This window comes from Streptomyces sp. SCPE 10, from assembly GCF_051980735.1.
GTDB classification, from domain to species: Bacteria; Actinomycetota; Actinomycetes; order Streptomycetales; family Streptomycetaceae; genus Streptomyces; species Streptomyces misionensis.
On record NZ_CP197069.1, the window covers coordinates 4,376,300 to 4,390,111 of the forward strand.

The following is a 13,812-nucleotide window of genomic DNA, read 5'->3' on the forward strand; positions in this document are numbered from 1 at the left end:
CCCTGTTCTCGGGGCGCCCCCACCGCCGTACTGCCCTAGTTCGCGTCGTTGTTGTCGATCCCCAGCCCCGGGAGCAGGCCCGGGAGGAGCGGGGGCAGGGTGACGTCGGGGGCGGTGGCCGGGGGCTTGGTGGTGGACGGCGGGTTGCTGTCGCCGCCCGACCTGGGCGGGTCGAGCAGGCCGCCCGTGTTGCCGCCCAGCAGGCCGTCGCCCGTGTTGCCGGTGGCCGTGCCGCTGGGGCCGCCGGGGGTGGCGTGGCCGGCGGAGGGGGTGTCGCTGGGCGGGGCCGACCGGTGGCGGCCGGTGGCGCCGGTGGATGCCGGGCCCGAGCCCCGGTGCTTGCCGTCGCCGCCCTGGGTGGGCTGCTGCGGCAGCAGGGACTGGAGCGGGGCGACCTCCTGGTCTATGGCGTCGAAGACCGACGACACCTGCTCTTTGACGTCCCCGAGCTGCACCGGCAGCTTGTCGCTGAGGGCGCTCCAGGCCTCGCGGTGGGACCGGGAGAACGCGGACAGCGCCTGGATCGGGCCCAGCGAGTCCGGGTCGGCCTCATAGGCCGCGTGCAGCAGCCGGTGGCCCTCGGTGACGTCGCGCTGCATCCCGGAAAGGGTGCGGCGGATCTCGCCGATGGACTCGTGGTCGAGGTGCCCGCCGCGGCCGCGGTCCATCAGCCGGCGGGCCTCGCCGAGCCGGGTGGACGCCTGGTCGAGGTAGGTCTGGCCGCGCTGGTCCTGGCCGTCGCTCAGGTAGTTGAGCTTGAAGTCCTCGATGCCGCGTTTCAGTCCGTACAGCGAGTCGCCGGGCAGGGCGTCGGAGCTCGCGGCGGCGACCCCGCCGAAGGCCCCGGCGGCCACGCCCACGCTGAGCCCGCCGGCCGCGAGGCCCTTGGTCAGCCTGGACCGCGGCCGGAGTTTGCCCAGCGGGCTCGCCCGATGCGCGCCCTTGGCCCGGCGCTGACCCGGCACGGACACGTCCGCCGCCCCGGCCCCCTCCTGGAACATGGCCTCCATCGCGGCCACCAGCTGGGCGCGTTGGACGACCTTGACCTCGGGGTCGAGCTGCGGCTTGGGCAGCGCGCCGAGGTCTTCCGCGAGGGCCAGCAGCCGGCCCTGCTCGGTCGGATCCTCGGGGACCGGCGGGTCCCCCGCCGGCGCTGCGGACTGCTCGGCCGCCGTGTCCCGGTCGGACTGCTCCTCCAGGGCCTGGGCGAAGGCGTTCGCCCGCCGGTGCGCCGATACGTTCGCGATCACTGGCGGCACCTCCTCTCGTCATGACGGTCGACTCCCCAGGGGGTCCTGAGGGTTGCACACCCGGCCTTCTCCACCCGATCGAGCGATGGGGCGGCCGGGAAGCGACCACAGGGAGCCTGTATCCCGCACAACGACTGGCGCGGCACTTGGGTTACGGACACCGGACGATCGGTCCGGAAACGCAACCCGCGTTCACCGTAGGTGAGTTGACGGTTGCCCGCGGTCAGCGGGCGTCGTCCGGCAGTAGCCGGGCGAGGGTGCGGACGGCGCGGTACTGGAGGGTCTTGATGGCGCCCTCGTTCTTGCCCATGACCCGGGCGGTCTCGGCGACCGACAGCCCCTGGAGGAAGCGGAGCGTCACACACTCCTGCTGCTGCGGGTTGAGCCGTCGTACGGCGTCCAGGAGCGCGGCGTTCGACAGGGACTCCAGGACGGAGTCCTCCGGGGAGCGCTCGACCTCGTTGGCGTCGAGCATCTCGCCGGTGGTGACCTCCAGGCGGAAGCGGCTGGACTTGAAGTGGTCGGCGACGAGGTTGCGGGCGATCGTCACCAGCCAGGCGCCGAAGTCGCGGCCCTGCCAGGTGAAGGTGCCGATCCGGCGCAGGGCGCGCAGAAAGGTCTCGCTCGTCAGGTCCTCGGCGGTCGCCCGGCCGCCGACGCGGTAGTAGATGTAGCGGTAGACCGTGTCGCTGTACTGGTCGTACAGCCGGCCGAAGGCCTCGGCCTCCCCCGCCTGGGCGCGCTCGACCAGGTCCATCATGCGGGCGCTGTCGCTGTCGGCGGCCGGGCGGCGGGCGGTGGCGGCGGAGCCGGCACCGGCGGACCGCCCTCGTCTGCCGACGGCGGCGCCGCCGTCGGCCAGTGCGTAGCACGGGCCGGTGGGCGCGGCGGTGGCGAAGGCGGGGACGGCGTGCGCGGTGGGGACGAGGCCGCGCAGCGTCTCTTTGACCGTTGCGACAGTTGCGCGCAGCGTAGCCAGGCCCGAGGCGTCAACCCCGACGTGTGGGTACACGGGACTCCCAGAGGCAGAGCTTTCATCACGTGCAGTGCGGAACCGTTCACCCGTCGTAGCGACGGAGGGGTACCGGTTTGCGTCTGAGGAGAATAACGCTTCGTGCAGGGCCTGCTACACCGAGTTGCTCAAATCATCGATTGCGTCGCATCTGTTACCGATTGGCGCCCTCTCAAGTTCCGTAATCTGATCACTTGGTGACCGAGGGGCGACGTTTTTCGGCAAAGTCGAGTGCGTGTTGAAGTGACCGCGGCATAATTCCGGCCGCCTGCGCCGGTCTGGCCTGGGAGGACGGCGCCGCTCGCGGTGAGGTGCGGATTTATCGACGCCGTCGGCTGAGGGCGATCGCCGCGGCCGTGCCGCCGGCCACCGCGCCGACGCCGGCCGCGGCCGGGATGCCCACCTTCGCCGCCTTGCGGCCGGTGCGGTAGTCCCGCAGCCGCCAGTCCTTCTCCCGGGCGTGCCTGCGCAGCTTGGCGTCCGGGTTGATGGCGTAGGGGTGGCCGACGAGGGAGAGCATCGGGATGTCGTTGTGGCTGTCGCTGTACGCGGCGCAGCGGGAGAGGTCCAGCCCCTCCGCCATGGCCAGCGCGCGTACCGCCTCCGCCTTCGCCGGGCCGTGCAGCGGCTCGCCGACCAGCCGGCCGGTGTAGATGCCGTCGACCGACTCCGCGACGGTGCCGAGCGCACCGGTCAGGCCGAGGCGGCGGGCGATCACCGTGGCGATCTCCACCGGGGCCGCCGTGACGAGCCACACCTTCTGGCCCGCGTCCAGGTGGGCCTGGGCGAGGGCGCGGGTGCCCGGCCAGATGCGGTCGGCCATGTACTCGTCGTAGATCTCCTCGCCGATGGTCTGGAGTTCGGCGACGCGGTGGCCCTTGACGATGGAGAGTGCCGAGTCCCGGGCGTCCTGCATGTGCTCGGGGTCCTCGACGCCGGCCAGCCGGAACCAGGCCTGCTGCCAGGCGAACCGGGCCAGGTCGCGGGTCTCGAAGAACTTCCGCTTGTACAGGCCCCGCCCGAAGTGGAAGATCGCGGCACCCTGCATCACGGTGTTGTCGAGGTCGAAGAACGCGGCGGCCTTGTCGTCGCCCACCACCGGGAACTGCGGTTCCTCCGGGGTCAGGGGCGCTTGCGGCCGGGCCTCCTCCGCCTCCTGGGAGGACTTGCGGGCGGCCTCCGCCGAGGCCTCGCCTGCCAACACGCTCCGCGCCGTGGCGGAGCGCCTACGGGGAGTGAGCCATCCGAGAGCGGCCATGTCGTGAGCATAGCCAGTCCGTTCGGTGGTTCCGGAGCCGAGAGGTTCGAAGGCCGTGAACTCTGGGTGAGGCGACGGTTAAACCGGCGTGTGGCGGGTGGCGCGCGAGAATGGCCGGTATGAGTCCACTCTTCCGACGCAAGACCGAGAAGCCCGAGCCCGGTGAGCGGCTGGTCACCCTCGTCCGCAAGCCGGGCTGCCATCTGTGCGACGACGCGCAGGCCGTGATCGAGAAGGTCTGCGGGGACCTCGGGGTGCCCTGGGAACAGAAGGACATCACCGAGGACGAGGCGCTGTACGACCGGTACTGGGAGCAGATCCCCGTCGTGCTGATCGACGGCGAGCAGCACACCTTCTGGCGCGTGAACGCGGACCGGCTGCGTCGGGCACTGACCGAGTAGTCCAACTGAGCCGGAATTCGCTTAGGATCGATGGGCGGTTGTGTCTCGGGGGCAGGATTCGTGAGGAGCGTGGGCGGTTTTGCCCCCAGTAATGAAGGCACGCCGGTGGGTGGCCGCTGGTTCCCGCCAACGGCGTGAAAGATGCGTGACCCCGGTCACTTCTGCCGGGCAAATCGGACACCATCTTTGTGCACGCGTTCACAAAGACATAGCCTGCTTTCGACGGGGCGGTCTGGGTACGTACGACCGCCCGCAGCCCCGCTCTACCCGCAGGAGCACCGTGGCAACTGGCCGAACACACCGACCGGCGACCCGCAGCCGAGGGATTCCCGAGGCCACCGTCGCCAGGCTTCCGCTGTACCTCCGAGCCCTGACCGCGCTGTCCGAGCGCTCGGTACCCACGGTCTCCTCCGAGGAGCTGGCCGCGGCGGCGGGGGTCAACTCCGCGAAGCTGCGCAAGGACTTCTCCTACCTGGGCTCCTACGGAACACGCGGTGTCGGCTACGACGTGGAGTATCTCGTCTACCAGATCTCCCGCGAACTCGGCCTCACCCAGGACTGGCCGGTTGTCATCGTCGGTATCGGCAACCTCGGCGCCGCCCTCGCCAACTACGGCGGGTTCGCCTCCCGCGGTTTCCGGGTCGCCGCGCTCATAGACGCCGACCCCGGGCTGACCGGGAAGCCGGTCGCCGGCATCCCCGTGCAGCACACCGACGAGCTCGAGAAGATCATCAAGGACAACGGCGTCTCCATCGGTGTGATCGCCACCCCGGCCGGCGCCGCCCAGCAGGTCTGCGACCGGCTCGTGGCCGCCGGTGTCACCTCCATCCTGAACTTCGCGCCGACCGTGCTGTCCGTGCCGGACGGCGTCGACGTGCGCAAGGTCGACCTGTCGATCGAGCTGCAGATCCTCGCCTTCCACGAGCAGCGCAAGTCCGGCGAGGAGACCGCCGCCGGTGACGGCGCCCTGCCCGCCGCGGTCACCCCGCGCGACGACTCCACCGACCAGGGCCCCGACGGGGACGTACCCGCGGTGATGCCGGCATGAGTCTCCTCGTCGTCGGACTGAGCCACCGCAGCGCCCCGGTCAGCGTGCTGGAGCGGGCGGCGCTGAACGCGGACGCGCAGACCAAGCTGCTGCACGACACGGTCGCCGCCGAGCCCGCCACCGAGGCCGCGGTGCTCGCCACCTGCAACCGCATCGAGCTGTACGCCGACGTGGACAAGTTCCACGCCGGTGTCGCGGAGCTGTCCACGCTGCTCGCCCAGCACAGCGGCGTCGGCCTGGAGGAACTGACCCCCTACCTGTACGTCCACTACGAGGACCGGGCCGTCCACCACATGTTCTCGGTGGCCTGCGGTCTGGACTCGATGGTCGTCGGCGAGGGGCAGATCCTCGGCCAGATCAAGGACTCCCTGGCCCGCGCCCAGGAGCTGCACACCGCGGGCAAGCTGCTGAACGACCTGTTCCAGCAGGCCCTGCGGGTCGGCAAGCGCGCCCACTCCGAGACCGGCATCGACCGCGCCGGCCAGTCCCTGGTCACCTTCGGTCTGGAGCAGCTGGCCGCGGGCGGCGACGTCCGCCGCTGGGCGACCGGCCGCAAGGCGCTGGTGATCGGCGCCGGTTCGATGTCCTCGCTGGCCGCCGCCACGCTCGCGCGGGCCGGGGTCGCCGAGATCACCGTGGCCAACCGGACCTTCGAGCGCGCCGAGCGGCTCGTGCAGATCCTGCACGAGGCCGACGACAACGCGGTGACCGCCCGCGCGGTACGGATGGACGCCGTGGGCGACGAGCTGACACGTGCCGACGTCGTCGTCTCCTGTACCGGGGCGACGGGTCTGGTGCTCACGGCGGAGGCGGTCGCGCAGGCGGTCGAGGGCCGCACCGGGCAGCCGGCCGTCGCCGACGCCGCCCCGGCGGCCGCGCCGACCGGAGCCCCGCAGCCGACCGCCGACGAGAACTGCCCCCTGGACCTGGCCGCCGCACAGCCCGGCTTCTCCGTGCTGGGCGAGGCCGCGGTGGCCGGCATGGACGCGGCCACCCTGGAGCAGCACGCGGCCTGGGCCGCCGGGGGCAACACGCGCCCGGCGGGCGGTCGTGCGCCCGAGGCGGACGCCGAGCTGATCACCGCGCTCGCCGCGACCGCCGCGACCGCGGGCCGGATCCCCGAGCGGCGCCGTCCCGAGCCGGTCGCCGAGCGTCCGGCGCCCTTCTTCTTCCTCCTCGACCTGGCCATGCCCCGCGACATCGACGCGGCCGTGCACCGGCTGGCCGGGGTGCGCCTGGTGGACATCGAGTCGCTCGCGGAGGCCTCCGCGGACGCGCCGATGGCGGCCGACGTGGACCAGGTACGGCGTATCGTCTCCGACGAGGTCGCGGCCTTCGGGGCGGCCATGCGGGCGGCGCACATCACGCCGACCGTGGTCGCGCTGCGCACCATGGCCGCCGACGTCGTCGCCTCCGAGATCGCGCGGCTGCACGGCCGCCTGCCCGACCTGGACGAACGCCAGCGCGGCGAGATCCGCCAGGCCGTGCACCGCGTCGTGGACAAGCTGCTGCACGCGCCGACGGTGAGGGTCAAGCAGCTCGCGGCCGAGCCCGGCGGCGCCGGGTACGCGGACGCGCTGCGCACCCTGTTCGACCTCGACCCCGAGACGGTCGCCTCCGTCTCCCGGGCCGGGGACAGCACGGAAACGAAGGACCGACCGGCATGAGTGACAAGGCACTTCGACTGGGGACGCGGCGCAGCAAGCTCGCCATGGCCCAGTCCGGGCAGGTGGCGGACGCCGTCCGGAAGGTGACCGGCCGGCCCGTCGAGCTGGTCGAGATCACCACGTACGGCGACACCTCCCGCGAGCACCTCGCGCAGATCGGCGGCACCGGCGTGTTCGTCGCGGCGCTGCGCGAGGCGCTGGTACGCGGCGAGGTCGACTTCGCCGTTCACTCGCTCAAGGACCTTCCCACCGGGCAGCCCGCGGAGCTGGTCCTCGCGGCCCTGCCGGTGCGCGAGGACCCGCGCGACGTGATCGTCGCACGCGACGACCTGAAGTTCACCGACCTGCCGCGCGGCGCCCGCATAGGCACCGGCTCCCCGCGCCGCATGGCGCAGCTGAACGCGTACGCCCGCGCCCACGGCCTGGACATAGAGACGGTCCCGATACGCGGCAACGTGGACACCCGCATCCGGTACGTCCGCGAAGGCGAGCTGGACGCGGTCGTGCTGGCCGCCGCCGGCCTCAACCGGCTCGGCCGCATCGAAGAGGTGACCGACTTCCTGTCGGTCGACACGGTTCTGCCCGCCCCCGGCCAGGGGGCCCTGGCGATCGAGTGCGCCGCGGAGAACGCGGACCTGATCGCGGCGCTCGGCGAGCTCGACGACCCGTTCACGCGGGCCGCCGTGACCGCCGAACGATCACTGCTCGCCGCCCTGGAGGCCGGCTGCAGCGCACCCGTGGGTGCGCTGGCCGACCTGTTGGGCGACGGGCAGGTTGTCAAGGAAATGCGCCTGCGCGGCGTCGTCGGCACCACCGACGGCACCCGCATGGTGCAGCTGTCCACCACCGGTCCCGTGCCCCAGACGCACGAGAGTGCGCTGGCACTCGGTAGCGACCTCGCCACCGAGATGCTCGCCCAGGGCGCGGCCGGTCTGATGGGGGAGCGAGCACATTGAGCCCCACCGCCCTTCCTGCCGCCGGTCCGGAACACGGGCACGTCACCTTCCTCGGTGCCGGACCCGGGGATCCGGGACTGCTGACTCTGCGCGCCGTGGAGGCACTGTCGAACGCGGACGTCCTGATCGCCGAGCCCGAGGTGCTCGATGTGATCCGGACGCACGCGCGGCAGGGCGTCTCCGTCGTGCACACCGACGGGAACCTCTCCACGTCGCCACCGGGCACGGGCACGCCGCAGCTCACGGTCGTTGACGGCACGTCAGCCACCGCCGCTGCCCCGTCTCCTGCCCGGGATGCCGCTCATCTTGTCATGGAGGCCGTACGGGGCGGCAGGCGGGTCGTCCGTGCGGTGTCCGGGGACCCCGGACTCGACACGGACGCGGCCGAGGAGATGCTCGCCTGCGCCGCCGCCGGGGTGCCCTTCGAGGTGGTCCCGGGCGTGGCGGCCGCGGTGGGTGTGCCGGCGTACGCCGGTGTGCCGCTGCGGGACGCCGACGGCGCGGACGTGCGCTTCGTGGACGCCCGCAACGCCTCCGACCGCTGCTGGACCGAGGTCGGCGCCTCCGACGGCACGGTGGTCGTCTCCACGACCCTGGACGCGGTGGCCGCCGCGGCGGGCGAGCTGGTCTCGGCCGGCCGCAAGCCGGACACCCCGCTGACCGTCACCGTCGCCGGTACGACGACCCGCCAGCGCACCTGGACCGCCACCCTCGGCACCATCGCGCAGACGCTGAAGCAGGCCAAGGTGCTGCCCTCCCCGGAGGGCGGCCGCCCGGTGATAGCCGTGGTCGGCGAGCGTTCCGCCGCCGCCCGGCGCGACCAGCTGTCGTGGTTCGAGTCCAAGCCGCTGTTCGGCTGGAAGGTGCTCGTGCCGCGCACGAAGGAGCAGGCGGCTTCGCTCTCCGACCAGCTGCGGTCCTACGGCGCGGTGCCGCACGAGGTGCCCACCATCGCCGTGGAGCCGCCGCGCACGCCCCAGCAGATGGAGCGCGCGGTCAAGGGCCTGGTCACCGGCCGCTACGAGTGGATCGCCTTCACGTCGGTCAACGCGGTGAAGGCCGTCCGGGAGAAGTTCGAGGAGTACGGCCTTGACGCTCGGGCTTTTGCGGGTATCAAGGTGGCTGCGGTGGGCGAGCAGACGGCTCGCGCGCTGATCGCCTTCGGCGTGAAGCCGGACCTGGTGCCGAGCGGTGAGCAGTCGGCGGCGGGTCTCCTGGAGGACTGGCCGCCCTACGACCCGGTCTTCGACCCGATCGACCGTGTCTTCCTGCCGCGGGCCGACATCGCCACGGAGACCCTGGTGGCCGGTCTGATCGAGCTGGGCTGGGAGGTCGACGACGTCACGGCCTACCGCACCGTGCGCGCCTCGCCCCCGCCGGCCGAGACCCGTGAGGCGATCAAGGGCGGCGGCTTCGACGCGGTGCTCTTCACCTCGTCCTCCACGGTCCGCAACCTGGTCGGCATCGCGGGCAAGCCGCACAACGTGACGGTGATCGCCTGCATCGGCCCGGCGACGGCGAAGACGGCGGAGGAGCACGGTCTGCGGGTCGACGTCATGGCCCCGGAGCCGTCCGTCCACAAGCTGGCGGAGGCCCTGGCCGACTTCGGCGCCAAGCGACGCGACGCGGCGCTGGAGGCGGGCGACCCGGTGACCCGCCCGAGCGAGCGGCGCCCGGGGGCGCGGAGGCGTCGTTCGACGACCTGAGGGTCCTCGCGGTCCTTGCCCACCCGCCCACCCGAGGCTCTTGGCCGAAGGGTGGGCGGGCGGCTTTCCACCGTCAGTGCTTCGCGGCGTACGGCAGGAAGCTCGCCCAGGTGGCGGGGGTGAGGGCGAGACGGGGGCCGGTGGGGTTCTTGGAGTCGCGGACGAGGACGCGGGTTTCGTCGGGGGTGGCCACCTCGACGCAGGACGGGCCGTCGGACGAGCTGTAGCTGCTCTTTATCCACTTCAGCTTGGGGCTCATGTCTCTCCAAGTACTTGCTCGATCAAGGCCAATGAATCGCGAGGCGTAAGCGCCTGGGCTCGGATGATCCCATAGCGCATATCACCAAGGTTGGTTTCTCTGGGGCTGCTGAACGCACGGCTGATGAACGCGGCTTCGCTCAGCGCCACGGTCGCACCGTCCTTGAGCTTGAGCAGCCGGAAGGGGCCGTCGAGGCCCGAGTTGTCCTCACTCCTGAGGGGGAGGACTTGCAGGTCGACGTTGGGCAACTGGGCCACCTCCAACAGCCGTTCGAGCTGCCCGCGCATGACCATCTTGCCCCCGATCAGCCGCCGCAGCGTCGACTCGCACAGGACAAAGCTGAAGAGCGGCTCGGCGGTTGTGGTGTTGATGATCTCCTGACGTGCCAGCCGAGCGGCGACGTGCCGTTCCAACTCGTCCGCGGTGAAGGCCGGCCGGCGGGCGCTGAACACTGCCCGCGCGTATTCTCCGGTCTGCAGGAGGCCGTCCACGATGGAGTTGTTGTAGGAGCTGATCACGACCGCCTCGGCCTCAAGGCGTTTCACGTCCCGTACCTTCTTCGGGTAGCGGACCTCCTCCAGGTCCGCCTTCATCGCGGAGATCCTGCCGTTCGCCCCCAGCGCCTCGTCCGCCGCGTCCAGGTACTCGGGGCGGGGGATGCGCCGTCTGCGTTCCACGGAGGAGACCAGTTCCTCGCCGTACCCGATCAGGGCTCCGAACTCGGGCTGGGTGAGGCCCGCCGTCTCGCGCCACAGCTTCAACTGCCGGGCGACCGTGCGGATCACGGCCCCGGCCTCCTCGTCCTCCAGCTCGGCATCCCAGTCGCTCATGTCTGCTGCCCTCCCGCCGCTTCCTCGGTGGTCCAACCGCGGCCGTCCGTGCCCGGTCACGCCGTACAGCCCGGACGGATCCGGGGGAGGTGCGGACAGGCAGGGGTCGCACGGGCCACTGGTATTCACAGGCTACGCACGCACCGACACGCTGCGTGATGTGAATCAGCGAACTCAGCAGACCGTGCGGGCGCAGGCGCCACTGCACCAGTTCTCCGTACCGCTTTCGGCCACGCGCCGGGGCGCCCGTCTGGCGCGGCTCCTCGCGGCCGAGCAACTGGACGCGTGGGACGTGCCGTTGGACCCGGCCCGGCTGCTCGTGGCCGAACTCGCCGCGAACGCGGTGCTGCACGGCAGGGTGCCGGGCCGCAGCTTCCGGCTGACCCTCGTGGTGCCCGAGCCGGGCGTCCTGCGCATCGAGGTCACGGACACGCGTGCGGAGGCGCTTCCGGTGCGTACGGCCGCCACCGCCGCCCCGGCCGAGTCCGGGTACGGTCTCCTCCTGGTCGGGACACTGGCCGACCGCTGGGGCGTGCGGCTGGGACCGGTTCCGTGCAAGACGGTGTGGGCGGAGTGCGGGTTCGCTCCCCCCGGTTCCGGCAGTCGACGAAAGGACAGGCATGGACGACGGTCCCCCGACGCGGCTCGTCTCTCTCGCCGATGACGAGGGCAACAGCGTCACGGTCGGCGTGCTGGGACTCGACCCCAGGTGGAGCGCGGGACTCCGTGCCGAGATCGTCGTCCGGACGCCCTTCGTGTCCGGCCGTCTCGACCTCGCGCTGTCGGCTCGCCGGCTGACCGGCTGGGCCGACGCGCTGGACCGGCTCGACGCGGGCGCCGACGCGGCCTGGATGGAGATGGACAGGGGGCCGTCCCTCTTCGTCCGGCTCGACGGGGAGCGCGGCTGCCCGGAGGTGGTGGTGGAGGACGAGTCCGGGTCCATGGTCACCGTGCGGGTGCCCGTCGTCCCGCCGGACGACTGGATCGCCGACCACCGCCGGCGGCTGCGCCGGGTCGTGGACCACTGGGTTCCGCAGCTGTCGGGCTAGGCGCGCTCCGCCACGGCCACGCGGCTGGACCGGAGTGACGTCCGCACGCGCGTCGGGCCGCCGAGGTCCCGCGCGAGGGTGAGGAGATCGTCGTCGGACACCACCCGCAGGCCGTACTCCGCGAGCAGCGCGGCCAGCTGCGGCGGCTTCCAGAGCGAGCGCCACGGCTCGCCCGCGGTGATGGAATCGCCGAGCACCCGGGACAGCAGCTGACCGGCGGCCACCCTCGCCGAAGGAGCCTGGTAGTTCACGACGAGCGTGCTGCCCGGCGCCGTCCGGGCGGCGAGCGCGGACACCGTGGCGCGCACCTCGTCGCGGGTGAGGTAGGGGACGACGCCCTCCCACAGCCAGTTCGTCGGCGCGGAGGGGTCGTGCCCGGCGGCGTCCAGCGCGGCGCCGAGGTCGTCGACGGCGAAGTCGACCGGCGTGAACCGCACGGAACGGGCGACGGGCCGCGGTGCGGGCGCGGCCTCGGCGAGGCGGGCGCGTTTGTCCTGCTGGGAGGCGGGGTGATCGACCTCCCACACATCCGTCTTTGCGAGTCCGGCCAGCCGCCACGCGCGGGTGTCCAGACCGGCGCCGAGGACCACGAGCTGGCCGGTCGGGCGGGCGCGCAGTGCCTCGTCGATGGCGACGGTCCGCGGCACCAGCAACTCACCGCAGGCCCGCACCTTCTCGTACGCCGTGCGCTCCCGCCAGCCCTTCGGCGGAGTGCCCGCGCGCACCTCGTCCACGGACGCGCGCTCCGCGTCACGCAGCAACCGGACCGCCACCGGATCCGAGAACCGGTCCGTCCCGGCCCGCCCGTCCGCCGCCGCCCGCCCCTGACAGACCAGCACCGCCGTCCAACTCGCCGCACGCCCGCTCTCGCTCATGGGGCCACATTCAACACCACCCCCTCGCGCCCCGGCCGCGGCGCGAGGAAGGGCCTGCGGACGCCCCGAGACGGGGTCCGCAGGCCGGGTCCTGCTACGGGGTCGTGCAACTCAACGTGCCCGATGGGAGGTTGTTGCCCGACGACGTCGCGGTGAAGCCGAACGTCGTGGTGCCGCCCGCCGGGATGGTGCCGTTGTACGCCGCGTTGCCGACCGTCACCGCGCCGCCCGAGCCGGAGGACAGGACGCCGCTCCACACGCTGCCGATCGTCGTACCGCTGCCGGGTGTCCAGCCGACGTGCCAGCCGTTGATGGCCGAGTCGCCGTGGTTCATGACCGTGACCGTGGCCTGGAAGCCGCCGCTCCAGGAGCTGTCCACGCTGTACGTGGCCATGCAGGAGCCGGTACCGCCGGTGGGCGGCGGGGTCGTACCGCCGCCGTCCGGGGGCGGGGTCGTGCTGCCGCTGCCGCGGATGCCCGTCACCTCGCCGTGGCCGCCGTCGAAGACGATGTCGGAGCAGGAGAAGAAGTTCTCGTTGCTGTCCGACCGCACCCACTGGATGAACATCAGCGCGTCGCCCGACCGGCCGGAGGGCAGCGCCTGGTTCCAGTAGTAGTGGCCGCCGTCCGTGCCCGGGGAGCCGGACGCCGGCGGGTTGGTCGTGGTCGAGACGAGCTGGAGGTCCGACCAGGCGAGCGGCGTGGTCGGCGACCAGCCCTGCTTGGTGATGTAGACCCGGAAGTCACCCGGGTGCGCGGCCCAGTTGCTGTACTGGAGCTGGATGGTGGAGCCCGAGGTCAGGTGGGTCTTCGGCCAGTCGTTGCGGGCCAGGTTGTAGCCGCTGAAGTCGTACGGCGACTTGTTCCCGGCGCTGCAGATGGTGCCGTCCGGTACATAACCCTGGCCCCGGCCGCCGGCGTTGGAGTCCAGCACCGCGAACCAGTTGTAGAGCGAGTTGGCACCGCTCTGCGCGATGGCCGCCGCACAGGCCGGGTTGGTCGGGTCGACCGCGCCGGTGCTGGTGATGGCGTCCTTGTAGCAGAGGTAGGTGCGCGAACCGGGGAACATGGCGACGCCGTGGGCGGACGCGGATCCCGTGCCGAGGAAGACCAGCCCTAACGCGGAGAGCATGGTGGCGACTGCGGCGAGCAGCGCCGACGTTCTGCTGCGTCTGAACATGGGGGGAAGTGACCTCTCGCAGATCGGGTTCGGGTTCGGTGTCGTGATCATGGTCATGACATTCAGACCGATGGGAGCGCTCCCACCTTCGGAGGGTAGGGGCGCGTAAACGATATGTAAACCGTTTGGACTAAGAACTCCCGCGAAGTGATGTTCGAGGTGGTTGGATCACTCCGGGAGTGATGATCAGGGGTGCGAAGCCGCGGGAGGCCGCGACGAGTTGTGGGCGGTGATCGAGCCGCTGCTGCGCAGAACCGGCGGCAAGCATCACTTGATCACCGACACCACCGAGCGGGGGAGCCCGAGGCCACGCCCCCACAG

At 71.9% G+C, this 13,812-nt stretch carries 14 protein-coding genes; 7 read left to right on the top strand and 7 right to left on the bottom strand.

The window, feature by feature from the left end; translation table 11 throughout:
* Positions 1–35 precede the first annotated feature (35 nt).
* The 3 genes from ACSP97_RS20315 to ACSP97_RS20325 form a co-directional block, all read right to left on the bottom strand.
* Positions 36–1,250: a DUF5667 domain-containing protein gene (locus ACSP97_RS20315; RefSeq protein ID WP_440553682.1), complete on the bottom strand. Its 1,215-nt coding sequence runs from the start codon at positions 1,248–1,250 to the stop codon at positions 36–38.
* 223 nt (positions 1,251–1,473) lie between these two features.
* Positions 1,474–2,262 carry an ECF subfamily RNA polymerase sigma factor, BldN family gene (locus ACSP97_RS20320; RefSeq protein ID WP_070022641.1) on the bottom strand — a complete coding sequence of 263 codons (789 nt, stop codon included), beginning with the start codon at positions 2,260–2,262 and terminating at the stop codon, positions 1,474–1,476.
* 319 nt (positions 2,263–2,581) lie between these two features.
* Positions 2,582–3,520: an HAD family hydrolase gene (locus tag ACSP97_RS20325; protein WP_355145134.1), complete on the bottom strand. Its 939-nt coding sequence runs from the start codon at positions 3,518–3,520 to the stop codon at positions 2,582–2,584.
* A gap of 110 nt (positions 3,521–3,630) precedes the next feature.
* On the opposite strand from ACSP97_RS20325, the gene ACSP97_RS20330 reads away from it, so the two are divergent.
* The 5 genes from ACSP97_RS20330 to ACSP97_RS20350 all read left to right on the top strand — a co-directional run bounded on the left by ACSP97_RS20330 (position 3,631) and on the right by ACSP97_RS20350 (position 9,298).
* The gene (locus tag ACSP97_RS20330; RefSeq protein ID WP_355145136.1) at positions 3,631–3,921 is read left to right on the top strand and encodes a glutaredoxin family protein; all 291 of its coding nucleotides are present in this window, start codon (positions 3,631–3,633) and stop codon (positions 3,919–3,921) included.
* 280 nt (positions 3,922–4,201) lie between these two features.
* Positions 4,202–4,969 carry a redox-sensing transcriptional repressor Rex gene (locus ACSP97_RS20335; protein WP_355145138.1) on the top strand — a complete coding sequence of 256 codons (768 nt, stop codon included), beginning with the start codon at positions 4,202–4,204 and terminating at the stop codon, positions 4,967–4,969.
* Complete coding sequence (locus ACSP97_RS20340) at positions 4,966–6,636, top strand: glutamyl-tRNA reductase (RefSeq protein ID WP_440553686.1); 1,671 nt, start codon at positions 4,966–4,968, stop codon at positions 6,634–6,636. The genes ACSP97_RS20335 and ACSP97_RS20340 overlap by 4 nt, the downstream gene beginning before the upstream one ends.
* Positions 6,633–7,592 (top strand): hydroxymethylbilane synthase, encoded by a 960-nt coding sequence (gene hemC, locus ACSP97_RS20345; protein ID WP_440553688.1) that lies wholly within the window; start codon positions 6,633–6,635, stop codon positions 7,590–7,592. Before ACSP97_RS20340 ends, hemC begins: the two co-directional genes overlap by 4 nt.
* Positions 7,589–9,298 carry a bifunctional uroporphyrinogen-III C-methyltransferase/uroporphyrinogen-III synthase gene (locus ACSP97_RS20350; RefSeq protein WP_355145144.1) on the top strand — a complete coding sequence of 570 codons (1,710 nt, stop codon included), beginning with the start codon at positions 7,589–7,591 and terminating at the stop codon, positions 9,296–9,298. Before hemC ends, ACSP97_RS20350 begins: the two co-directional genes overlap by 4 nt.
* Before the next feature lie 73 nt (positions 9,299–9,371).
* On the opposite strand, the gene ACSP97_RS20355 is transcribed toward ACSP97_RS20350, so the two are convergent.
* Together ACSP97_RS20355 and ACSP97_RS20360 are read right to left on the bottom strand one after the other, a co-directional pair.
* Positions 9,372–9,557 (bottom strand): DUF397 domain-containing protein, encoded by a 186-nt coding sequence (locus ACSP97_RS20355; protein ID WP_382014257.1) that lies wholly within the window; start codon positions 9,555–9,557, stop codon positions 9,372–9,374.
* The gene (locus ACSP97_RS20360) at positions 9,554–10,387 is read right to left on the bottom strand and encodes a DUF5753 domain-containing protein (RefSeq protein WP_355532795.1); all 834 of its coding nucleotides are present in this window, start codon (positions 10,385–10,387) and stop codon (positions 9,554–9,556) included. The genes ACSP97_RS20355 and ACSP97_RS20360 overlap by 4 nt, the downstream gene beginning before the upstream one ends.
* 151 nt (positions 10,388–10,538) lie before the next feature.
* Between ACSP97_RS20360 and ACSP97_RS20365 the strand changes: the two genes are divergently transcribed.
* A complete protein-coding gene (locus ACSP97_RS20365; RefSeq protein ID WP_435851917.1) occupies positions 10,539–11,051 on the top strand; it encodes an ATP-binding protein in 513 nt (170 codons plus the stop codon).
* Complete coding sequence (locus ACSP97_RS20370; protein WP_355532791.1) at positions 11,008–11,436, top strand: DUF5959 family protein; 429 nt, start codon at positions 11,008–11,010, stop codon at positions 11,434–11,436. Before ACSP97_RS20365 ends, ACSP97_RS20370 begins: the two co-directional genes overlap by 44 nt.
* On the opposite strand, the gene ACSP97_RS20375 is transcribed toward ACSP97_RS20370, so the two are convergent.
* Positions 11,433–12,311, bottom strand: a complete 879-nt coding sequence (locus ACSP97_RS20375; protein ID WP_440553691.1) for a class I SAM-dependent methyltransferase — start codon at positions 12,309–12,311, stop codon at positions 11,433–11,435. The two genes, ACSP97_RS20370 and ACSP97_RS20375, sit on opposite strands and share 4 nt — an antisense overlap.
* Positions 12,312–12,405: 94 nt before the next feature.
* A complete protein-coding gene (locus ACSP97_RS20380; RefSeq protein WP_355145154.1) occupies positions 12,406–13,491 on the bottom strand; it encodes a lytic polysaccharide monooxygenase auxiliary activity family 9 protein in 1,086 nt (361 codons plus the stop codon).
* Between the last annotated feature and the right edge of the window lie 321 nt (positions 13,492–13,812).